This is a genomic window from Actinomadura sp. 21ATH (assembly GCF_041951345.1).
In the GTDB taxonomy this organism is placed as follows: domain Bacteria; phylum Actinomycetota; class Actinomycetes; order Streptosporangiales; family Streptosporangiaceae; genus Spirillospora.
In genome coordinates this window covers 139938-160357 of the sequence record NZ_JBGNUR010000012.1, presented here as the reverse complement: position 1 = coordinate 160357, position 20420 = coordinate 139938, and the positions used below count along the sequence as shown (strand labels likewise).

At 72.0% G+C, this 20420-nt stretch carries 21 protein-coding genes; 5 read left to right on the top strand and 16 right to left on the bottom strand.

The features are described from left to right. Positions 1-11: 11 nt before the first annotated feature. The 4 genes from ACA361_RS29420 to ACA361_RS29405 form a co-directional block, all read right to left on the bottom strand. On the bottom strand, positions 12-842 hold the full coding sequence (locus tag ACA361_RS29420) for a carbohydrate ABC transporter permease (protein WP_375017262.1): 831 nt from the start codon (positions 840-842) through the stop codon (positions 12-14). Continuing rightward, positions 842-1780, bottom strand: a complete 939-nt coding sequence (locus ACA361_RS29415; protein ID WP_375017260.1) for a carbohydrate ABC transporter permease — start codon at positions 1778-1780, stop codon at positions 842-844. The genes ACA361_RS29420 and ACA361_RS29415 overlap by 1 nt, the downstream gene beginning before the upstream one ends. A gap of 13 nt (positions 1781-1793) precedes the next feature. Further along, entirely contained in the window at positions 1794-3128 is a 1335-nt protein-coding gene (locus ACA361_RS29410; protein ID WP_375017258.1) for an extracellular solute-binding protein, read from the bottom strand. Between the two features lie 302 nt (positions 3129-3430). Continuing rightward, on the bottom strand, positions 3431-4405 hold the full coding sequence (locus ACA361_RS29405; protein ID WP_375017256.1) for an SCO0930 family lipoprotein: 975 nt from the start codon (positions 4403-4405) through the stop codon (positions 3431-3433). Between the two features lie 206 nt (positions 4406-4611). Between ACA361_RS29405 and ACA361_RS29400 the strand changes: the two genes are divergently transcribed. Then, positions 4612-5715: a hypothetical protein gene (locus ACA361_RS29400; protein WP_375017255.1), complete on the top strand. Its 1104-nt coding sequence runs from the start codon at positions 4612-4614 to the stop codon at positions 5713-5715. A gap of 55 nt (positions 5716-5770) precedes the next feature. Here ACA361_RS29400 and ACA361_RS29395 read toward each other — a convergent pair whose 3' ends face one another. Next, on the bottom strand, positions 5771-5947 hold the full coding sequence (locus ACA361_RS29395) for a DUF6243 family protein (protein WP_375017253.1): 177 nt from the start codon (positions 5945-5947) through the stop codon (positions 5771-5773). Between the two features lie 218 nt (positions 5948-6165). On the opposite strand from ACA361_RS29395, the gene ACA361_RS29390 reads away from it, so the two are divergent. Next, on the top strand, positions 6166-7236 hold the full coding sequence (locus ACA361_RS29390) for a quinone-dependent dihydroorotate dehydrogenase (protein ID WP_375017252.1): 1071 nt from the start codon (positions 6166-6168) through the stop codon (positions 7234-7236). A 69-nt stretch (positions 7237-7305) separates the two neighbouring features. Here the strand turns inward: ACA361_RS29390 and ACA361_RS29385 are convergent, their stop codons facing one another. The 4 genes from ACA361_RS29385 to ACA361_RS29370 all read right to left on the bottom strand — a co-directional run bounded on the left by ACA361_RS29385 (position 7306) and on the right by ACA361_RS29370 (position 11082). Further along, positions 7306-8760 (bottom strand): methyltransferase, encoded by a 1455-nt coding sequence (locus ACA361_RS29385; protein WP_375017251.1) that lies wholly within the window; start codon positions 8758-8760, stop codon positions 7306-7308. Between the two features lie 9 nt (positions 8761-8769). Continuing rightward, positions 8770-9582, bottom strand: coding sequence for an N-acetylmuramoyl-L-alanine amidase (locus tag ACA361_RS29380; RefSeq protein ID WP_375017249.1), 813 nt, complete (start codon positions 9580-9582; stop codon positions 8770-8772). A 78-nt stretch (positions 9583-9660) separates the two neighbouring features. After that, the gene (locus ACA361_RS29375) at positions 9661-9885 is read right to left on the bottom strand and encodes a hypothetical protein (RefSeq protein ID WP_375017247.1); all 225 of its coding nucleotides are present in this window, start codon (positions 9883-9885) and stop codon (positions 9661-9663) included. Positions 9886-10026: 141 nt separating this feature from the next. Next, positions 10027-11082 (bottom strand): LacI family DNA-binding transcriptional regulator, encoded by a 1056-nt coding sequence (locus tag ACA361_RS29370; protein WP_375017246.1) that lies wholly within the window; start codon positions 11080-11082, stop codon positions 10027-10029. Positions 11083-11369: 287 nt separating this feature from the next. Between ACA361_RS29370 and ACA361_RS29365 the strand changes: the two genes are divergently transcribed. Further along, positions 11370-12071: a TetR/AcrR family transcriptional regulator gene (locus ACA361_RS29365; RefSeq protein WP_375017244.1), complete on the top strand. Its 702-nt coding sequence runs from the start codon at positions 11370-11372 to the stop codon at positions 12069-12071. Between the two features lie 334 nt (positions 12072-12405). On the opposite strand, the gene bldC is transcribed toward ACA361_RS29365, so the two are convergent. Next, on the bottom strand, positions 12406-12609 hold the full coding sequence (gene bldC / locus ACA361_RS29360; protein ID WP_012850682.1) for a developmental transcriptional regulator BldC: 204 nt from the start codon (positions 12607-12609) through the stop codon (positions 12406-12408). A gap of 317 nt (positions 12610-12926) precedes the next feature. Continuing rightward, positions 12927-13805, bottom strand: coding sequence for a hypothetical protein (locus tag ACA361_RS29355; RefSeq protein WP_375017240.1), 879 nt, complete (start codon positions 13803-13805; stop codon positions 12927-12929). A 120-nt stretch (positions 13806-13925) separates the two neighbouring features. Here ACA361_RS29355 and ACA361_RS29350 point away from each other — a divergent pair, with 120 nt between their 5' ends. Then, on the top strand, positions 13926-15026 hold the full coding sequence (locus tag ACA361_RS29350) for a Glu/Leu/Phe/Val dehydrogenase (RefSeq protein WP_375017238.1): 1101 nt from the start codon (positions 13926-13928) through the stop codon (positions 15024-15026). 284 nt (positions 15027-15310) lie between these two features. After that, entirely contained in the window at positions 15311-15526 is a 216-nt protein-coding gene (locus ACA361_RS29345; RefSeq protein ID WP_375017446.1) for a DUF3073 domain-containing protein, read from the top strand. A gap of 111 nt (positions 15527-15637) precedes the next feature. Here the strand turns inward: ACA361_RS29345 and ACA361_RS29340 are convergent, their stop codons facing one another. The 5 genes from ACA361_RS29340 to ACA361_RS29320 all read right to left on the bottom strand — a co-directional run bounded on the left by ACA361_RS29340 (position 15638) and on the right by ACA361_RS29320 (position 20264). Continuing rightward, positions 15638-16306, bottom strand: coding sequence for a vancomycin high temperature exclusion protein (locus tag ACA361_RS29340; RefSeq protein WP_375017236.1), 669 nt, complete (start codon positions 16304-16306; stop codon positions 15638-15640). A gap of 215 nt (positions 16307-16521) precedes the next feature. Further along, a complete protein-coding gene (gene purM / locus ACA361_RS29335; protein ID WP_375017234.1) occupies positions 16522-17550 on the bottom strand; it encodes a phosphoribosylformylglycinamidine cyclo-ligase in 1029 nt (342 codons plus the stop codon). Next, entirely contained in the window at positions 17547-19001 is a 1455-nt protein-coding gene (purF, locus tag ACA361_RS29330; RefSeq protein WP_375017232.1) for an amidophosphoribosyltransferase, read from the bottom strand. Before purF ends, purM begins: the two co-directional genes overlap by 4 nt. A 56-nt stretch (positions 19002-19057) precedes the next feature. After that, positions 19058-19684, bottom strand: a complete 627-nt coding sequence (locus ACA361_RS29325; protein ID WP_375017230.1) for a LamG domain-containing protein — start codon at positions 19682-19684, stop codon at positions 19058-19060. A 139-nt stretch (positions 19685-19823) separates the two neighbouring features. Beyond that, the gene (locus ACA361_RS29320) at positions 19824-20264 is read right to left on the bottom strand and encodes a sterol carrier family protein (RefSeq protein WP_375017228.1); all 441 of its coding nucleotides are present in this window, start codon (positions 20262-20264) and stop codon (positions 19824-19826) included. Positions 20265-20420 lie beyond the last annotated feature (156 nt).

Sequence of the window (20420 nt, the reverse complement as noted above, 5' to 3'; positions counted from 1 at the left end):
GCTCCCTATTCCTATCCCTTGACGGCGCCGGACGTCAGCCCGGCAACGATGCGGCGCTGGAACAGCAGGACGATGATCACGACCGGGACCGTGACCACGACCGCGGCGGCGGACACCGCGGTGGTCGGCGCCTCGAACTGCGACTCGCCGGTGAAGAACGCCAGCGCCGCCGGCACCGGCCGGGCGCTGTCGCTGGAGGTGAGCGAGATGCCGAAGACGAAGTCGTTCCAGCAGAAGAAGAAGGTGAGGATCGCCGCGGTGAACACCCCGGGCGCCGCCAGCGGGACGATCACCTTCCGGAACGCCTGCCAGGACGTGGCGCCGTCCACCTGCGCGGCCTGCTCCATCTCCCACGGGATCTCGCGGAAGAACGCCGACAGCGTCCAGATCGCGAGCGGCAGCGCGAACGAGATGTACGGGATGATCAGCCCCGGCCAGGTGTCGTAGAGGCCGATGTCGCGCCACAGGTTGAACAGCGGGCCGACCAGCGACACCACCGGGAACATCGCGATGGCGAGCGCGAACGACAGGATGATCTTCTTGCCGGGGAACTCCAGCCGGGCGATCGCGTACGCCACCAGCGTCGCGAACACCACCCCGATGAACGTCGCGATCAGCGAGATCCCGATCGAGTTGATCAGCGCGGAGGTGAACAGGTCGATTGAGAAGACCGTCCGGTAGTTCTCGAACGTCCAGTCCTTGGGGAAGAACCCGGGCTGGTTGCCGATCTCGCCGGGCTGCTTGAACGACAGCATCACGATCCAGAAGATCGGGAAGATCGACCAGATCAGGATCACGACCGCGCCGATGATCCACAGGACCTTGGAACGCGTCGACTCCATCACCGATCACCCCGCACCTGCGACAGGTCCACCCGGAACCCCCTGATGTAGATCACCGCGATCAGCAGCACGGACAGGAACAGCAGCACGCCGACGGCGTTGCCCAGCCCGATCGAGGTCCGGGTGATGGTCTGCTGGTAGGTGAGGAACGACAGCGTCTGCGTGTCGTTCTGGCCGCGCGTCATGACGAAGACGTTGTCGAAGATCCGCCACGCGTCGAGCGTGCGGAACAGCATCGCGACCATGATGGCCGCCTTCATGTTCGGGATCGTGACCCGCCACAGCCGCTGCCAGGCGGTGGCGCCGTCCACGGTGGCCGCCTCGCCGAGGTCGCGCGGAACCTGCGCCAGGCCGGCCAGCAGCAGCAGCGACACGAACGGCGTGGTCTTCCAGATCTCGGACAGGATGATCACGAACAGCGAGGACCAGCGGCCCCCGAACCAGTCGTAGTCGCCGAGCCCGAACCACTGGTTCACGAACCCCGACGTCAGGTCGAACGCGAACAGCCAAGCGAACGCCGAGATGACGGTCACGATGCCGTACGGCATCAGGATCGCGGTGCGCAGCGTGCGCCGGGCGAACAGCGCCCGGTGCATCACCAGCGCCAGCGCGAACCCGATGACCAGCTCCACCGCGACGGTGACGGCCGTGATGAAGAACGTGGTGAGGACGTTCTGCCAGAACAGCGGGTCGCTCAGCGCGGTGACGTAGTTGGCGAACCAGACGAACTCGCGGTCCTCCGGGCTGGTGAGGCGGTAGCTGAACAGCGACAGGTACAGCGCGTTGAACAGCGGGTACGCCGTCACCAGCAGCATCACGATCACGGCCGGCGCGGCCAGCATCAGCCCGAGCCTGCGCTCGGACCTGCCGCGGTCGGAGATCTCCGGCCGCTTCTTCCCGTTCCTGGAGGCGGCCGGAGCCGTATCCACTGCGGTCATGCGGAGCCTCCGGTCACAGCAGGGCCTGGTCGCGCAGGACCTGGCGGATGAACGTGGCGGACTCGCCCGGCGTGGTCTGCGGGTTCACTGAGCCGGGCGGGTGCCAGCGGCTCTGCACCGCGCCGGACACGTCGGTGTAGTACGGGGTGATCGGCCGGGGAGCGGCCGAGTTGATCGAGTCCCGGATGAGGCCGGCCATCGGGAACTCCTTGCGGACCTCCGGATCGTCGTACACCGAGGCGCGGGCGGCCGGGTTACCGGAGTCGATCATGTACTTCTTCATGTTGTCGGCGGACGTGATGCATCTGACCGCCTCGACCGCGAACGTGTCCTTGTGCTCGCCGTAGTTGCCGATGCCGAGCTCGATGCCGCCGAACGGGGGCTTGCTCTCCTGCCCGGCGACCGCCCGGGGGTAGCGGGCCCAGTCCATGTCGCCGGGGATGCTCTTGTCGATCACGCCGTCCTTGGCGTCGCCGTTCTGCGCCCGCCAGATGTAGCCCCAGTTGACCATGAAGCCGCCGCGCGGGCCGTTGAGCAGGTTGCGCGCCGCCTCCTCGTCGTCGGTCGACATGGTGGGGCCCGCGGCCTTCGAGCCGGCGAGCTTGGCGATGATGGCGGCGGCCTGCCGGCCGGCCGGGGAGTCGATCTCGATGGCCGCGTCGTCGCCGCGCTCGGCGGCGCTGATGATCCGGCCGCCGGCCGACTCGATGAGGGCGTTGATCCACACCATGTAGCCCTCGTACCGGTTGGCCTGGACGCCGACCGTGACCCCGGCCCGCGCCGCGGCGTCGATCAGCTTGTCCCAGGTGAAATCGGCGGCCTTGGGGTCGATTCCGGCCTTCTGCGCGGCCGACTTCCGGTACCAGAGGATCTGCGTGTTGGCCCAGAACGGGGCCGCGTACAGCTTGCCCTCCCAGGTGGAGTTCTCCACCGCGGGCGGGAAAACGCCCTCGGTGAACTGCGCCTTCTCGCTTTCCTCGAACGGCCGCAGGAATCCGGCGTTGGCGGCCTCGGCCACGAACACCGGGTCCAGGCTCATGATGTCGATCCCGGAATCCTTGGCGGCCAGCCGCCGGATGAGCTGCTCGCGCTGCTGCGTCGCGTCGTTCGGCAGCACCGAGGTGGCGATCCGGTACTTCCCGCCCGCGGCCTTGGTGCAGGCTTCCGCCAGCCGCGCCTGCCCGCCGTTGTCGGGATTGATGTACCAGCTGAGAGTGGGCGGCCCGCTCTCGCCGCCGCACGCGGACAATCCCGACGCCAGGAGCGCCAGCGCGATCGTCGCGCGCGCGCCCCTGCCCGAACCCCGGCTTCCCCCATACCGGGTCCGGGTCCTCGTTCGTTCGACCATCGGACCTCCAGAAGCTCCCACCACGTGCGGGCACTTCGCCGGGCCGCATTGCGTGGCGAGACCGTCACCTACTCAAACACCCGACCCAGGAGCTGTCGAGAGTGTTGATCAAGTACCCGGGGGATGGTGATCAAAACGCAACGCACCGGCAACGTACGACACAAGGGAAACTGCCGGACATTAACCACAGAACGGTCAGGAGAATCCGGAGGAATAATGACATTTCCGGGAGAAGGCGTGGAGACCCGCGGACCCCGACCGACCCGCGCGTCCCCACGCCTTCGTCTGTGGTGGTACGCGGCTCAGTAGCCGCCGTACCCGCCGCCCCCGTCCGGCGCCGTGGTGATCTTCTCGCCGCGCGCCGACACGAGCCACCAGACGTCCTGCACGCCCTGGCCCGCGGTGTCGCCGGGCTCGCGGTCCTTCGCGAAGTAGTACATCGGCCGGCCGTCGATCGTCAGCTGGCAGGCCGGGTCGCCCGCGCGCTCGATGAAGCCGACCAGATCGCGGTCGACGCCCTCGACCTTGACCTTCTTCCAGTTCGTGAACTTCACCGGCGGCCACGCCTTCTTGCAGTCGCCGAAGCAGTTGGTCTTCCTCACCCGGTCCTTGTCGAACCGGTACATCACGCGGCCCTTGCCGTCGGTCACGATCGGCCCGTACCGCGGGTCCTGGCGGACCTTCACGACCGTCCAGCCGGCCCAACGGCCGCCCTCGTCCCCGTCCTGGCCGTTCGCCGGGGCCCGGTCCGGCACCTCGGCCTTCTTCCCGTCGGGCGCCGAGGCGTACCAGGTGCCGCCCACGCCCTGGCCCTTCGCGTCGCCGGGCTCACGGTCCTTCGCGTACCGGTACAGCGGCCAGCCGCCGAGCGTGACCTGCCACGCCCCGTCCGGGCGGCGCACCTTGCCGACCAGGTTCTGGTCCACGCCCTTCACCTCGACCTCGCCCTGCCCGGTCATCACCGGCGGCCACGCGTCGGCGCAGGCGTCCTCGCAGGTGGACGCCGGCGGACGGGCGGTGTCCTTGTCGAACCGGTAGAGCGTCCGCCCCTCGCGGTCGGTGACGACCCGCCCGAGCCGGTCCACCTCGGCGACCTCCAGCGACGCCGGCCGCACCGCCGGCGGCTCCTCCCCGGCGTCCGCGGACGGGTCGGCCGCCGGGGACTGCCGCGCGCCCGCGCCGGCGTTCTGGCCCACCGGCTCCTGCCCGCAGGCGGTCAGCGTCGTCGCGCCGGCCACCACGGCGACCACGGGTACCGCCCACCGCGGGAATTCCATGTCTGCCCTCCATGTCGATCGAGGCGGAGCAGCCGCACCGCTCTACCGGATCGAGGAGCAGTACGCGGGCGGGGCGCGGTGAGGTTCAACTCGTGTTCCCGCGGAAACCCAGAAGCGCTCGGAACCGTCCAAACTGGTACTGCCGCCGCCTCCGGGGACCTCCCCGGGACCCGCGGGCGGCACCCGGCCTACCCGTGGAGCACGACGTGACCGAGAGGCAGTTCGAGCAGGCGACCGCCGCACCGCCCATCGACCTCAGCAAGCCCGCCCCCCTCGACCTCGCCAAGCCCGCGCCGCCCGCACCCGCGGCGGCGCCCGCCGCGCCGCCCGCCGCGCCGCCCGCCGGGCGGCCGATGGCGACGCAGGTGGGGCCCGCCTGGATCGTCGTCCCCGCGCGCGTCATCGCCGTCATCTTCGTGCTCCCGTTCCGGCTCGCGTACGACCTGCTGAAAACCCTGTTCAGCGCCTTGGGGCGCGTCCCCCGATGGCTCGGCCGCGGCCTGCGCGCCGCGTACCTGGCGGTGCTGCACCCGATCCTGCGCCCCATCGGCCTGGGACTGGCCTGGCTGTGGACGCACACGGTGTACGCGCCGCTCCGCTGGCTGGTGATGACGCTCATCGTCGGCGGGCTGCGGCTGCTCGGCAGGGGCACGGGCCGCGCGGCCCGCTGGCTCTACACCGCGATCCTCGCGCCGATCGGCCGCGTCCTGGCGGCCGGCTTCGACCTCCTCGTCGCCCGTCCCGCGAAGGCGCTCTGGCGCGGCGCCCTGTGGCTGCTGAACGTCCTGGTCGTCATCCCGGCCGTCGCCGTGTGGGGCGTCCTCGCCTGGATCGGGAAGGCGATCGGCACGGGCATCGCGTTCCTGGTCGGCTACCTGGTCGTGGTCCCGGCCGTCGCCCTCTGGCGGTACGTGCTGAAGCCGCCGCTGCTGGGCCTGGCCTGGCTGGCGCGCGTCACCGGCACCGGCATCGCCGCCGGCTGGGCGATCTTCGCCGGGGCGGTGGTGTGGGCCTGGCGGATGCTCGGCCGCCTGTTCGCCGTGCTGGGCCGCGCACTGTTCGTGATCCCGGCCGTGGCCCTGTACCGCTACGTCCTGCGCCCCATCGGCCACGGCGTCGCCCGGACGTGGCGGGTGCTCGTGGTGGCCCCGTGCCGCGCGGTCAAGAACGCGGTGCTCCTCCCCGCCGGGCGCGCCGTCCGCTCCGTCTGGCGGTCCGCGGCGGCCTGGACGCGCGCGAACGTGACGGGCCCGATCGGGCAGGCCGTCCGGGACGTGCGGATGTCCGTCCGGCGCGCGTTCCGCGGCTGAGGAACGCGAGAGAGCCGCCGCGCCCGGGCGGGCACGGCGGCTCTCCGTACTATCTCTATGCCTCGGAGTCGCGCTGCGCGTTGCGCTCGCGCATCTTCCTCAGCAGTTCCTTCTTCGCGGCGGCGGCGTCGCCGGAGGGCCTGCCGCCCTCGGAACCGCCGCGGAGGGCCTTGCGCGAGAGGTTCCTGCGCTGGCCCCCGACACCGAGCATGCCGTTCCTGCTCTTGGCCATGTGTACTTCTCTCCCTGTGCGTCGAGCGTGCGTTCACACGTGTCCGGCACAGGGACCGTCCGGATCCCTGCTACCGGTGGGAGCCGGCCCGGGGGCGACGGATGCGCTGAGGGGCGGCCCGCCGGAGGACGGCGGGCTGGTAGATCAACATGGCGCCAGGCTAGGTCGCGCGGCCCCGCGACCTCAACCGGTTTCCCGGGCTGAGAGAATCGGACCCGATGTACAGACTCCTGTTCTCCACGGTCATCTCCAGGGTTCCGGCCGAGGCCGTGCACCATCTCACGCTGCGCGGGCTGCGGCTCGTCCAGGCGGTGCCGGGTGCCCCGGCGCTGCTGCGGCGGGCGCTGGCACCGCGGGATCCGGCGCTGGCCGTACGGGCGCTGGGCCTGGAGTTCCCCGGCCCGCTCGGGCTCGCCGCGGGGTTCGACAAGGACGCGGTGGCGTACGAGGCGCTGGGCGGGTTCGGCTTCGGCCACGTCGAGATCGGCACCGTGACCGGGCGGGCGCAGCCGGGCAACCCGCGCCCGCGGCTGTTCCGGCTCCCCCGAGACCGGGCGATCATCAACCGGATGGGCTTCAACAACGAGGGCTCGGCCGCCGCCGCGCGCCGCCTCCGCTCCAGGAGGCCCGGGACGATCGTCGGGGTCAACATCGGCAAGACCAAGGCCGTGCCGGAGGAGGACGCCGCCGCCGACTACGTCGCGAGCGCCGAGCGCCTCGCCCCCCACGCCGACTACCTCGTGGTGAACGTCAGCTCCCCCAACACGCCCGGCCTGCGGAACCTCCAGGCCGTCGAGCACCTGCGCCCGCTGCTCGCCGCGGTACGGGAGGCCGCCGACCGGGCGGCGCCGCGCCGCGTCCCGCTGCTCGTCAAGATCGCTCCCGATCTCGCGGACGACGATGTGGACGCCGTCGCCGACCTGGCCCTCGAACTGGGTCTGGACGGCATCATCGCGACCAACACCACGATCGCCCGCGAGGGCCTGGCGAGCGACCCGGAGCTGGTCAAGGAGACCGGCGGGCTGTCCGGCGCACCGGTCAAGGCCCGCTCGCTGGAGGTCCTGCGCCGGCTGCGGGCCCGTACCGGCGACCGGCTGGTGCTGATCTCGGTGGGCGGGGTGGAGAGCGCCGACGACGTCTGGGAGCGGATCCGGGCCGGCGCCACGCTCGTCCAGGCGTACACCGCCATGATCTACGGCGGCCCGCTCTGGGCCGCCCGGACCCAGCGCGAGCTGGCCCGCCGCCTGCGCGGCAGCGCCTTCCGCACCCTCGACGACGCCCGCGGCTGACCCGCCCGAGACGTCGACTCGTGGCGTGTTCCCTTACAGCGCGCCCGCTGGAGAGAAACACGCCACGACTCAACGCGGCGGGGGGAGCCTGAAGAAGCCGTCGGCGATCAGCTCGGGGAGGACGGCCTCCGCGTGCGCGCGGACCTCCTGCGGATCCTGGCCGATCAGCTGGGCGATGGCGTCCAGGAGGGGGTCCAGCGGGAGCTCGCCGTCGCAGACCCCGGCCAGCGCCGCCTCGATCGTGCCGACGCCGGCCGCGCGGCGCAGCCGGTTCTCCTGGCGGAGGACGATCCGCTCGGGGTCCTCGGCGCCCGGCGGGCCGATCTGCTCCTGGACGATCCCGTCCGCCGCCCGCACCGGCTTTCCACAACCTGTGGAAAACTCCTGCGCGCCCGCGAACCCGTCCAGGACCTCCTCCACATAGGCGCCGACGGGCTCCTCGACCGCGTGCCGCAACTCCTCCACCCGCATCGCGGGCGGCCGGCCCGCCGGCTTCCGCAGCGCGATCCAGCCGAAGCCGATCCCGGTCACCTCGTGCCGCTCGAAATGGTCCAGCCACGCGCCGTACCGCTCCCGGTACTCCGGCGTGCCCGCCTCCACCGAGTCCCGCAGCCACAGCTCGGCGTACTCCGCCGGATCCTGCACGTCCCGCCGGACGACCCACGCGTCGCAGCCCGACCGCTCGATCCATTCCCCGACGCGCTCCTCCCACGGAACGCCCCTGACCTGCAGCCAGTTGGCCAGGAAGCGGCAGTGGCCGCCCTCGTTCAGCAGCGCCGGCGCCTCCGTCACCAGCCGCCGGCAGAACTCGTCGCCGGGCATCCCCGACTCCCGGTAGACGTACCGCTTCCCGGGCGGAGCCACGACGAACGGCGGGTTGGAGACGATCAGGTCGAACCGGCGCCCGGCGACCGGCTCCAGGAGCGAGCCCTCCACGAGATCGACGTTCTCCACGCCCGAGAGGCCGGCGCTCAGCGCGGCCAGTTCCAGCGCGCGCGGGTTGACGTCGGTCGCCGTGACGCGCCCCGCCCGGCCCGCCAGGTGCAGCGCCTGCACTCCACAGCCCGTGCCGATGTCGAGCGCGTTGTCCACAGGGCTGTGGACGGCGAGCCGGGCCAGATTGGCGGACGCGCCGCCCGCCCCGACCACGTGATCGGGCCGGACCGTGCCGCCGCTTCCCGGCCGCACCTTCAGATCGGAGACCGCGTACCCCGCGCCCTCGACCGGCTCCACGCGCAGCCGCGCCCGGACCTCGCCGCCCGACGACTCCGCCAGCCCGGCCGTGACGAGATCGTCCAGGAACCCGCCGGCCGGCGCCGGCACGGGCACCTGCAACCAGAACAGCCGGACGAGCGCCTCCAGCGGCGACCCGCCCCCGGTCGCCCGCAGGGCCGGAACGATCTCGTCCCGGGCCAGCGCCCCGCCCGCCACCGGGCCGAGCAGCGCCCGGACACCGTCGATCGTGTACTCGGCGCGTTCCAAGGCGGCCCCGAGCCGCCGCAGGTGATCAGACACCTGCCCCATCCTGCCGGGTCAGGACCGGAAGTAGACCTCGAACCCCTGCACCAGCGACGTGGCGATGCGCTGCCGGAACCCGGCGTCCTTCATCTTCGCCGCGTCCGCCGCGTTGCGCATGTTGCCGCACTCGATGAAGACCTTCGGCACCCTGGACAGGTTGAGCCCGCCGAGATCGTTCCGCGGGTCCAGGGCGTCCTTGCCGCGGTAGTTGGAGTACGCGACGCCCGTCCCCTCGTGGTACGCGTCACGCAGCGCGCGCCCGAGGCGCTGCGAATCCGGGACCATCCCGGAGTTGTAGCCCTTGACCGCGATCGGCTGGATGATGTGGAACCCGTGCGACGACGCCGGCGCGCCATCGGCGTGCACCGACAGTGCCGCGTCCGCCTTGACCCGGTTGCCCAGCGCGGCCCGCTCCGTGATGCACGGCCCCCACCCGGTGTCGTTGCTCCGGGTCAGATGCACCTCGGCGCCCTTCGCCTTGAGCAGCTTCGCCAGCCGCTTGGACACGTCCCAGGTGAAGGCGTGCTCGTTGTAGCCGTCGTTCGTCGCGGTCCCGGTCGTGTCGCAGGCCTTGCTGCCGTTCCCGATCCGCACCTGCTTGTTGATCTTCGACGCGTTCTCGCCGTTCCCGCCGTTGTGCCCGGGGTCGATCACGATGACCTTCCCCTGGAGCGACGCGTCCCGCTTCACCGCCCCCTGCGGCGCGGTCGACTCCGAGGTCGGCGGCGGTACGCTCGCCCCCTCGGCCGGCGGCGACCCCCCGTCGCCGCCGCACGCGGTCAGGGCCCCCAGGCAGAGGGCCAGAGCCGCGGCCGAGTGGATTCGCATGGGCCGTCCCCCTGTGATGCCTCCGTTATAGACCCTGCCAGTCTGCACACCGGCCCGCGTACGTCAAACGGGAACGGCTCAACTCCGGCCCAGCAGCGCGGCCAGCGCCCGCGCCTCCTCCGCGTCCAGGCCCAGCACCACGCGCGGCCGCCCCCACGGATGATCGATCGAATGGGCCACGTAACTCGCGACCGGCTCCGGCGGCCGCTCGTCCAGCCCCCGCGCGTGGCGCCACTCCGCCCACGCCCGTTCCAGCTCGCCGGCCGCGCGCTGGGCGCACGACACCAACTCCGGATCACGCACGACTCGCCCCCCTCGGCGTAGGACTCCGCCGGAACCGTGCACCCATTAACCCGCCGCCCGCGCCCGGCGACCCGCGGAATTCGCCAGCCTTGGCCATCCCCTTACCTGCGGCCGACCTTCCCGGGCCGCCGGGCGCCCGGCTCAGTGCGCGACCGGCTGCGGCACCGGCCCGGTCGTGGACCGGACGACCAGGTGCGGAACGACCAGGTTCTGCCGCGCCACCCGGGCCGGATCGTCGATCCGCGCCGTCAGCAGCTCCGCGGCCACGCGCCCCATGTCCCGGCGCGGCTGGTCGACGCTCGTCAGCGAGATGTGCCGGATCGCCGCCAGATGCGTGTTGTCGTACCCGACGATCGAGACCTGCTCCGGCACCGGCAGCGCCAGCTCGTCGGCCGCCGACAGCGCCCCCGTGGCGACCAGGTCGTTCGGCGCGAAGATCGCCGTCGGCCGGTCCTCCGCCGACAGCAGCGCCCGCGCGGCCCGGTAGCCGCCCTCCTCGGTGAAGTCCCCCGGCTCCACCCTGATCTCCCCCGCCAGCCCGTGCCGCCGCATCGCCTTCTCGTACCCGGCCCGCCGGTAGCGTGCCGTGGTCGAGCGAGCCCCCTCGATATGGGCGATGCGCCGGTGCCCGAGCTGGACGAGATGGTCGACGGCCAGGCTCGCGCCCAGCTCGTCGTCGTCGACCACGATGTCCACCCCGACGACGTCGCGTTCCCCGACGACGACGACCGGCACGCTCGCGGCCGCGTCCTTCAGCGAGTCCGGCACCACGCTCAGCAGCACCAGGCCGTCCACCCGCATCTCCAGGAACGCCTCGACGGCCTCCGCCTCGAACAGCGGGTCCCACCGCCCGCTGCCGACCAGCATCCGCAGCCCCTGGCCGTGCAGCGTCTCCTGCAGCCCGTCGAGGAACTCGGCGAAGAACGGGTTGTGCAGGTCGGCCACGATCGCGCCGATCAGCCGCGTCCGGCCCTCGACCAGGCTCCGGGCCACCGCGTTCGGCCGGTAACCCAGTTCCCTGGCCGCCTGCAGCACCGCCTGCCGGCGCCGTTCGCTGACATGCGGGGAGCCGCGCATGACCAGCGAGACCAGGGATTTGGACACGCCCGCCCGTTCCGCGACGTTCCGGATCGTGGGCTTGGGCACGGTCAGTGACCGGGGGTCGCGCGGGGGACTACTACCTTCACGAGCTGACATGGCACTCCGTCCAGGGGGGCCTGCAGGACCTGCCGCCTCGGCGCTCCGGGCCCGCCGCACGGGCCGGGCACGCCTCCCCCCGCTCGGGGGGAGATGCCATGATGCCCCGCCTCCGCCCCGGCGCGTCGCAACAGCGAGTAACGGGCAGCCGTCAATGGCAGTTCGGGCATGTGGTGTGCTGGATCACAGCTCCGAAAGAGCACGACATATCACCCAGCGCATCCGTCCGCGCACGCGGCGGATCCACTCCAGCCCTCGGATACGCTTCCCGGGTGGGAGATCGGGCAATGAGCAAGCCGGGGAACGGGCAGCGCACCCGCCGCCGGCTCAGCGTCGACGAGCGTCGCGACGAGCTGATCGAGGCCGCGCTGCAACTCTTCAGCACCCAGCCCCCCGAGGACGTCTCCATCGACGACGTCGCCGCGGCCGCCGGCGCCTCCCGCGCCCTCGTCTACCACTACTTCGGCGGCAAGTACGAGCTCTACCTCGCCGCCCTGAGCAGCGCCGCCAAGCAGCTCTCGGACCTCCTGGAGATCCCGCCGGAGGGCAAGCCGCTGGAGCGACTCCAGTCCTCCCTCGAACGCTACTTCGACTTCGTCGAGAGCCACGCGGCCGGCTACACGGCCCTCCTCCGCGGCGGCCCCGCGGACCGTTCAGGCGAAGTGGGCGAGATCGTCGACGGCATCCGCCGCCTCCTCCTGGGCCGCATCCTGCACGCCCTGAACATCGAGACGCCCGAACCCGTCCTGCGCATCACCCTGCGCTCCTGGATGGCCTCGGTCGAGACCGCCGGCCTCGACTGGCTGGAGCACCGCGATGTCACCCGCCAGGAACTGGAACGTCTCCTGGTCGACCAGCTGATCGTCCTCCTGCACGTGGCGGGCCGCCACGACCCCACCACGGGCGCCCTCTTCGACGACCTCACCCGCCAGGAGTTCGCCGACCCAAGCCCGCCCGATCCTGACCGGCCATCCATGACCACCTCCTGAGGTGGCCTGCTGAGGTGGTGCGGACCTCAAGCGTTGCGATCGCGTCCGAAGGCAGATGCGAGGGCAAGCGAGCATCTGATCGTCGAGCGAGCCCCTGGGCGAGTCGAGACGATGCAGCGATCGCCGCAATGCCCGCCGAAGGAGGGCCTCCAAGGCCCGACGCCAAGGGCAATGCAAAAGATAGGTCCGGGACCGCGATTCTCGGATGATCGTGGTCCCGGATCCATCGTCCGGGAGAGCTCTGGACCGTGGTCCAGGGCCTCCCGGCCTCCCCCCTCTTGAAGCCCGGTGTACGGGCGGCGGGTGCCCTGCGGCGCCCGCCGGCCGGAGTGTGCTACTCCGACCGCTGCTGCGGGATTCCCGCGAGCAGCGCCCGCACCTCGGCTTCGCGGTAGCGCCGGTGTCCCCCCAGCGTGCGGATGGACGTCAGCTTTCCAGCCTTCGCCCACCGCGTGACGGTCTTGGGGTCGACGCGGAACATCGTCGCCACCTCTGCCGGCGTCAGCAGGGGCTCGGCCTCTGGCGTACGTGCTGACATGTGTGCGGCCTCTCCTCCGTGGACCGATGACAGCGATCCTGCGATTGATCTTCGCGCGGTCACTGATGTCCCCTATGGCCCGAAAGAGCCACTATGACATCACAACGTGTAACCTTGCCACCACTCAACGCGACAAGCAAGTTCCTAGGCGATAGTTGCGTGAGAACTTCCCCCACCGATCGCCCGGACCGTGCGCATCATGGCCACTGGGTCACGCTGCGTGATTCTAGCGACACGTATAGTCGTATCGCGCAGGGATTCGGGAAATTTGTTCAGTACGTCCAAGCGAACAGGCTGTCACCTGGGGCTCGGCGGGCTCAGTTCGCCGCCTGGAGAGCCCGTACCGGACGCCATCGCGTCTCCAGCCGCTGGTGCATCGCGGCCCAGAGCTCGGTCTGGCCGCGGGCCAGCGCGGCGAGCGCGACCCCGATCTCGGCGACCGACTCGTCGGCGCACAGCGACCGGTCGTCCAGGAGGTGGACGAGGCCGCCGTAGTCGAGCTCGACCAGGCCCCCCGGATGGAAGGCGGCCAGCCACCGGTCCAGCGCCGCGAGCGCGCCCGCGCCGAGCCGCGCCCCGTCACCGGGGGCGGCCTCCACGGCCGGCAGCGCGGCGGCGATCCGGCCGCGCGCCTCGCGCATGGAGGTGAGGTAGATGAGCGTGCGGGTGGCGGACGCGGTCGCCGGGCCGCCGCCCTGGCCGCCGTCGGCGGGCGGCGTCCCGAGCGTGAGGCTCCGCTCGGCCGCGGTGAACGGCACGAACCACGGCAGTGGCACGTGCCAATTGCTGGACCGGATGTGCGGGTGCAGGGTGCGCCCGGCCAGCCGCCACCGGTCGAACGCCCGCTCCGCCTCCGCCACGACCTGCGGCGGTACGTGCCAGCCGGCCAGCAGGGCCGGCGTCTCCTCGCGGAACCGCGCGAGCGCGAGCCACGACCGCAGCCGGATGTCCCACGGCGCGACGTAGATCATGTCCTGGGCGAGCCGTACGTACGCGTCACCGCTCTCCCGCTCGGGGGCGACGATTGGCGGCGCCGCCACGAGCCGCCGCCGCGCGTCCCGGTGCTCGGCCTCCAGCGCGTGCTCGCGGGCGGGGCGCCGCCGCGACTCGGCATAGGCCGTCCACAGCGTCCGGGCGGGTTCGGGGAAGGCGGTCACCGGTTCGTATACCCGTAGGTACGCGGTGTACGGAAGCACCCCCGCATGGTGACATGCCCCCCGCCGGTACGCCGCCACCGAGACCGCTGTGTTACCTCGTCACGCGGGTGACGCCCCTCACCCTTAGGCTGATCTCAAGACGGAGAGGAGGGCACCACCGTGCCTAATGTCTTCGGGTCGCCCCACAAGGGCACAGACCCCACCGCGTCCCGCTTCGGGACGCACGAGCAGGTCGTCTTCTGCCAGGACGAGGCCAGCGGCCTGCGCGCGATCATCGCGATCCACTCGACGGCGCTCGGCCCCGCGCTGGGCGGCACCCGCTTCTACCCGTACGGGTCGGAGGACGAGGCCCTGACCGACGTGCTCAACCTGTCGCGGGGGATGGCGTACAAGAACGCCCTGGCCGGGCTGGACCACGGCGGCGGCAAGGCGGTCATCATCGGGGATCCCGCGACCGCCAAGTCCGAGGAGCTGCTGCGGGCGTACGGGCGGTTCGTGCAGTCGCTGAACGGCCGCTACTACACGGCGTGCGACGTCGGAACGTACAGCGAGGACATGGACGTCGTGGCGCGCGAGTCGCGCTTCGTGACCGGCCGGACGCTGGCGCACGGCGGCGCCGGCGACTCCTCGATCCTGACGGCGTACGGCGTGTTCCAGGGCATGCGGGCCGCGGCGGAGACGCTCTGGGACGGCCCGACGCTGCGCGGCCGCCGGGTGGGCGTCGAGGGCGTCGGCAAGGTCGGCCACCGGCTCGTCGAGCACCTGCGCGAGGACGGCGCCGACGTGGTGATCTGCGACGTGAACGAGGCGGCCGTGGAACGCGTCCGCACCCGCCACCCGGACGTGGAGGTCGTCGCGGACAAGGAGGCCCTCATCCGGGCGGGCCTGGACGTGTACGCCCCGTGCGCCCTCGGCGGTTCCCTCGACGACGCCTCCGTCCCGGTCCTGACGGCGCGCATGGTGTGCGGCGCCGCCAACAACCAGCTGGCCCATCCGGGCATCGAGAAGCAGCTCGCCGACCGCGGCGTGCTCTACGCCCCCGACTACGTGGTCAACTCGGGCGGGGTGATCCAGGTCGCCGACGAGATCGAGGGCTTCGACTTCGACCGGGCGAAGTCCCGGGCGAGCGGGATCTTCGAGACCACCCGGCGGATCTTCGCGCTGGCCGCCGAGGAGGGCGTCCCGCCGGCCGTGGCGGCCGACCGGCTCGCCGAGCGGCGGATGTCCGCCATCGGCCGCTTGAAGGGCATCCTGCTCTGATCGTCCGGGGCGGGCGGGGCCCCGCGCGGTCCCGCCCGCCCCGTCCGCCTGACACGCCCGGTTCACAGTTCGATGACCGAAGTCGGGCGACTCGCGGGCACCCGATACACTGGGCTTCTCCGCAAACGAGCGTGCCGCCACGTACCGACGATGTACCGAGCCGGGCGCAAAACGGGTACGGTTGTATCCGTGACTGACGCATGGCTCATCAGGCATCGGTTCGTGTGGTACACGCGCGCGTTGATGGGCCCACGAAAGCCCTGACCATCGAGGGGGTCGAGCCAATGGGTCGCGGCCGAGCCAAGGCCAAGCAGGTAAAGGTTGCCCGACAGCTCAAGTACAACGGCGGCAACACGGACCTCGACCGCCTGAAGAGCGAGCTGGGAGTCTCCGACCCCGCCGGCGATGACTACGACGCTTACGACGAGCTCGCCGAGAAGTACGCCGACTACGCCGACGAGGACGCCGAAGACCGCAAGGACGGCACCTCCGGCCCCTGAACGTGACGCGGGCCGCACGGCCCGCCGGGCATCGCTCCGCGTTCCCCTCCCCGCCCGGGAGGTTCTCGCGGGGCGATGCCTTTTTGGCATGCGGCCGCGTGCGGCACGCGGCTACGGGTTGGCCAGCGCCTCCCGCACGCCCGGCTCCGGATCGCCCAGATGGGTCGGCGCCGGCCGCGTCGTCAGGTTGCCCATCGCCTTGAGCATGGCCAGCGGCTCCCGGACGTACCCGGCCGCCGTGGCCCCCATCTGGGACGGGCTGGCGTCCCCGACGCCCCAGGCGTCCAGCCCGGCCGCCCGGCACAGGGCGACGGCCCGCGGCAGGTGGAACTCCTGGGTGATGACGGTGAGGCGCGTCACGCCGAAGATCTTCCCGGCCCGGACGCAGGAGTCCCACGTGTCCAGCCCGGCGAAGTCGCGGACGACCCGTTCCGCGGGCACGCCCTTGGCGGCGAGGTAGTCCCGCATGACGGTCGGCTCGTCGTAGTCGACGACGCGGTTGTCCCCCGACACCAGCACGACCTTGATCTTGCCCCGCCGGTACAGCTCCACCGCCAGGTCCAGGCGCCGCGCCAGGAACAGCGACGGCTGCCCCTCCCGGATCCCGGCCCCCAGCACCAGCGCCACCGGCGTGGCGGGAACGTCCCGCACGCTCTTCCTGTACGCCGCCGTGTCCGCGTACGCCCACCCCGTGGGCAGCACGACCCCGTACGCCAGCAGCCCGACCAGCACGCTGAGCGGCCCGATCCACCGCCGCGGCATCCGCCAGGAAAGGATCACGAATGATGTGACGCCCGCAGACCGCACGGAGTTCCGAGCCCCCGAGCCGACCTGCCGAGGTGGTGCGGACCACAAGCGTTGCGATCGCGTCCGAAGGCAGATGCGAGCGCGAGCGAGCATCTGATCGCGCAGCGAGCCCCTAGGCGAGCCGGAGCGATGCGGCGATCGCCGCGAAGCCCGCCGAAGGAAGGCCGTCCACGGCCTGACGCCAAGGGCTATGCAATGAACACGGCGCCGGTGCCGGGGGTGATCTCGCCGAGGATCCAGGAGGGGACGTCGCGGGCGTTCAGGAGGCGGAGGGCGGCGTCCGCGGTGTCGGCGGAGACGATCGCGGCCATGCCGACGCCCATGTTGAACGTCCTGTCCATGTCGGCGGCCTGGACGTTCCCGGCGCGCCGCAGGATCTCGAAGATCGGCGGGACCGTCCAGGACGAGCGCCGGAGGGCGGCGTCGGCCGTGGCGGGCAGGGAGCGGGCCAGGTTGGCCGCGAGGCCGCCGCCGGTGATGTGGGCGAACGCGCGGACGGCGGCGCCCTCGATGAGGGCCAGGCAGTCCTTCGCGTAGATCCGGGTCGGGGTGAGGAGCTCCTCGCCCAGCGTGCCGGCCAGCTCGGCGGGCCGCGCCTCCAGGGTCAGGTCGGTGGTGGCGAGGATGTGCCTGACCAGGGAGTAGCCGTTGGAGTGGATGCCGGAGGACGCCATCGCGATCACGGCGTCGCCCGGCCGGACGCGCTCGGGCCCGAGCAGCGCGTCGGCCTCCACGACGCCCGTCCCGGCGCCGGCGAGGTCGAACTCGTCGGGCTCCAGGAGACCGGGGTGCTCGGCCGTCTCGCCGCCGACCAGGGCGCAGCCGGCGAGGGCGCAGGCGTCGGCGACGCCGCCGACGATGTCGGCGATCCGTTCCGGCACGACCTTGCCGCAGGCGATGTAGTCGGTCATGAACAGCGGCTCGGCGCCGCAGACCGCGAGATCGTCGATCACCATGCCGACCAGGTCGTGGCCGATGGTGTCGTACACGCCCAGCCGGCGGGCCAGGTCGACCTTGGTGCCGACGCCGTCGGTGGAGGTCGCCAGCAGGGGGCGCTTGTAGCGCAGCAGCGCGGAGACGTCGAAGAGGCCCGCGAAGCCGCTGGCGTCGTCGACCACCTCGGGGCGGCGGGACCGGGCGACCCGGGACTTCATCAGGTCGACGGCGCGCTCGCCCGCGGCGATGTCGACACCGGCGGCCTCGTAGGACGCGCTCATGCGGAGGTCTCCAGGAGGTGCTTGCCGCGGGCGCCCTCGTCCACGGGGATCGGGTAGACCCCGTCGAAGCAGGCCCGGCACAGGTCGTTCTTGGGGATGCGGGACGCGGCGATGAGCTCGTCCAGGGAGATGAAGCCGAGGGAGTCGGCGCCCAGGGAGTCGCGGATGCCCTCGACGGACAGGTTCCCGGCGATCAGCTCGGCGCGGCTGGCGAAGTCGATGCCGTAGAAGCAGGGCCAGGCGACCGGCGGGCTGGAGATCCGCACGTGCACCTCGGCGGCCCCGGCGTCGCGGAGCATGGCCACGATCGCGCGCTGGGTGTTGCCGCGGACGATCGAGTCGTCCACGACGACCAGCCGTTTGCCCTCGATCGCCTCGCGCAGCGGGTTGAGCTTGAGCCGGATGCCCAGCTGGCGGATGGTCTGGGAGGGCTGTATGAACGTGCGGCCGACGTAGGAGTTCTTAACCAGGCCCTGGCCGTACGGGATGCCGGACGCCTCGGCGTAGCCGATCGCGGCCGGGGTCCCCGACTCGGGCGTGGGGATGACCATGTCGGCCTCGACCGGATGCTCGGCGGCGAGCCGGCGGCCGACCTCGACCCGGGTGGCCTGGACGCTGCGGCCGGAGATCGTGGTGTCGGGGCGGGCCAGGTAGACGTACTCGAACAGGCAGCCCTTGGGCCGGGCCTCGGCGAACCGCTCGGAGCGCACGCCGGAGCCGTCGCACGCGATCATCTCGCCGGGCTCGATCTCCCGGACGAACCGGGCGCCGACGATGTCGAGCGCCGCCGTCTCGGACGCCACGACCCAGCCGACGTCCTCGAAGCTGCCGAGGACCAGGGGCCGGACGCCCTCGGGGTCGCGGGCGGCGTACAGGGTGCCCTCGTCCATGAAGACCAGGGAGTACGCGCCGCGGGTGACCGGGAGGATCTCGCGGGCCGCGGCCATCGGGTCGCCGCCGCCGTGGGTGGCGAGCAGCGCCGTGAGGACCTCGGTGTCGGTGGTCGCGGTCAGCACCCCCGGGTCGAGCCGGTCGGCCAGCTCGGGGGTGTTGATCAGGTTGCCGTTGTGCGCCAGCGCGAGCCCGCCCGGATCGGTGGAGCGGAACGTCGGCTGGGCGTTCTCCCAGGTCGGGGAGCCGGTCGTGGAGTAGCGGCAGTGGCCCACGGCCAGGTGGCCGCGCAGCGTGTTGAGGACGGACTCGTCGAAGACCTGGGAGACGAGGCCCATGTCCTTGAAGACGACGATCCGGGACCCGTCGCTGACGGCGATGCCGGCGGACTCCTGCCCGCGGTGCTGCAGCGCGTACAGGCCGTAGTAGGTGAGCTTGCTCACTTCGGCACGGGACGCCTCGCTGGGCGGCACCCAAACGCCGAAGACCCCGCAAGCGTCCTTGGGGGAGCGGTCCGAGGGGTCGAGGTCGTGGCTCAGAAGTCCATCACCGAGAGGCACACCCGTCAGTGTATGCACGTTAATCGTGTGCGCGAGCTGCGGGCTCGTCTTGCGGCCTATGCCTGGGCCAGGGCGTGGATGGTGGCTTCGTCCAGGGCCGAGGCATAGACCCGGAAGTCATCAAGAAGGCCGGTGAAGCCCGGCTTGCCCGGCTCGCTGCCCAGGTAGATGGGGCCGGAGAGCGGCACGACGGCGTGCTCCAGCGGGACGGCCACATCCAGCTGGCCGTCGATGTACAGGAACATGCCGTCGGTGTTGACCACGAACGCCACGTGGGCCCACTCGTCCAGCGGGAGGGAGCGGCGGCTGTCGACGTAGTCCGGGCCCTTGATCGTGAAGAGCTGGGTGCGGACGCGGGTGGCGTCCGGGTAGAGCCACATGCCGGCGCTGCGGGCGTCGTGCTCGCCGGCCGGCTTGGCGAACAGGCCGCGCCACTCGCCGTCGGGGGCGGCGGTCACGTTGACATGGAAGGCCAGCGCGAAGCCGAAGACCTGGCTCAGGACGAGCTGCGGCACCGCCGGGACGACGGCGTGCCCGCCGCCGTCGAAGGAGAGCGCCTCGCCGTCCCGGCCGGGGACGATCCGCACGGACTCGTCCAGCGTCGCGGCGGGGCCGCCCTGGACGTCCGCGACCTCGCGGCCGTCGACGGTCTCGATGTCGAAGGTCCAGTGCGCGATGAGCATGGCGCCGCCCTCTGTGCCGTGCCCCGACCCGTCAGGAGATGTCCGGAAGGACTGCTCTCCACGCTGGCAGCGTCCGGGCGCGCGGGCAAGGGGGGTCGGGCAGCAAGAGCCCCGAATCGGACGGCGCGTACAACAGGGGTCAGGACGGCGGCACCGGCAGGTGCGCGGACAGGTCCGCCCGCGGGCCGCTCGCTCTGACCCGGCCGGCCTTCATCGCCTCGTCCCAGGTCAGGCGACCGGTGGCGAGAACGATCCAGGTGTCTGCGTCCATCTCCACCACGTTCGGCGGGGTGCCCCGGGTATGGTGCGGGCCGTCGATGCACTGGACGGCCGCGTACGGAGGCACCCGGACCTCCACGGAGCGCCCGGGGGCCAGCTCGGCGAGCCGGTCCAGCAGGTGCCGGACGGCGCCCCGCAGGATGGGGCGGGCCGGCGCGGCGCCCGCGTCGTACGCGGCCAGGGCGGTCTCCAGCGCCGAGCGGCGCAGCTCGTCCGGTTCGTCGGCGCCCGCGTACGGAGGCAGGCCGAGTACGCTGCGCTGTTCGTCCAGCGCGGCACGGGTGAGAGGTGTTCGCGGCACGGCTCGACGCTACCCGGCCCGGCGCCGCCCGGTCCCGGCCGCTGGCACGGGGACCCTCGGGCCGGTGGGAGGATGACCGCGCCGGTGCACGGTCTGCACGGTATGTCGGGAATCCGGGAGACCGGCCGGGGAACGGTTCCCCGGCGGGAGAGTCAC

What these genes read in the sequence shown, in the direction of transcription:
- ACA361_RS29385 (WP_375017251.1), bottom strand. Translation starts at nt 8,760, where the DNA reads ATGGGGCAGGTGTCTGATCACCTGCGGCGGCTCGGGGCCGCCTTGGAA.
- ACA361_RS29415 (WP_375017260.1), bottom strand. Translation starts at nt 1,780, where the DNA reads ATGACCGCAGTGGATACGGCTCCGGCCGCCTCCAGGAACGGGAAGAAG.
- ACA361_RS29370 (WP_375017246.1), bottom strand. Translation starts at nt 11,082, where the DNA reads ATGTCAGCTCGTGAAGGTAGTAGTCCCCCGCGCGACCCCCGGTCACTG.
- ACA361_RS29420 (WP_375017262.1), bottom strand. Translation starts at nt 842, where the DNA reads ATGGAGTCGACGCGTTCCAAGGTCCTGTGGATCATCGGCGCGGTCGTG.
- ACA361_RS29395 (WP_375017253.1), bottom strand. Translation starts at nt 5,947, where the DNA reads ATGGCCAAGAGCAGGAACGGCATGCTCGGTGTCGGGGGCCAGCGCAGG.
- ACA361_RS29405 (WP_375017256.1), bottom strand. Translation starts at nt 4,405, where the DNA reads ATGGAATTCCCGCGGTGGGCGGTACCCGTGGTCGCCGTGGTGGCCGGC.
- purM (WP_375017234.1), bottom strand. Translation starts at nt 17,550, where the DNA reads ATGAGCGCGTCCTACGAGGCCGCCGGTGTCGACATCGCCGCGGGCGAG.
- ACA361_RS29345 (WP_375017446.1), top strand. Translation starts at nt 15,311, where the DNA reads ATGGGTCGCGGCCGAGCCAAGGCCAAGCAGGTAAAGGTTGCCCGACAG.
- ACA361_RS29380 (WP_375017249.1), bottom strand. Translation starts at nt 9,582, where the DNA reads ATGCGAATCCACTCGGCCGCGGCTCTGGCCCTCTGCCTGGGGGCCCTG.
- bldC (WP_012850682.1), bottom strand. Translation starts at nt 12,609, where the DNA reads ATGTCAGCACGTACGCCAGAGGCCGAGCCCCTGCTGACGCCGGCAGAG.
- ACA361_RS29410 (WP_375017258.1), bottom strand. Translation starts at nt 3,128, where the DNA reads ATGGTCGAACGAACGAGGACCCGGACCCGGTATGGGGGAAGCCGGGGT.
- ACA361_RS29325 (WP_375017230.1), bottom strand. Translation starts at nt 19,684, where the DNA reads ATGCTCATCGCGCACTGGACCTTCGACATCGAGACCGTCGACGGCCGC.
- ACA361_RS29365 (WP_375017244.1), top strand. Translation starts at nt 11,370, where the DNA reads ATGAGCAAGCCGGGGAACGGGCAGCGCACCCGCCGCCGGCTCAGCGTC.
- ACA361_RS29390 (WP_375017252.1), top strand. Translation starts at nt 6,166, where the DNA reads ATGTACAGACTCCTGTTCTCCACGGTCATCTCCAGGGTTCCGGCCGAG.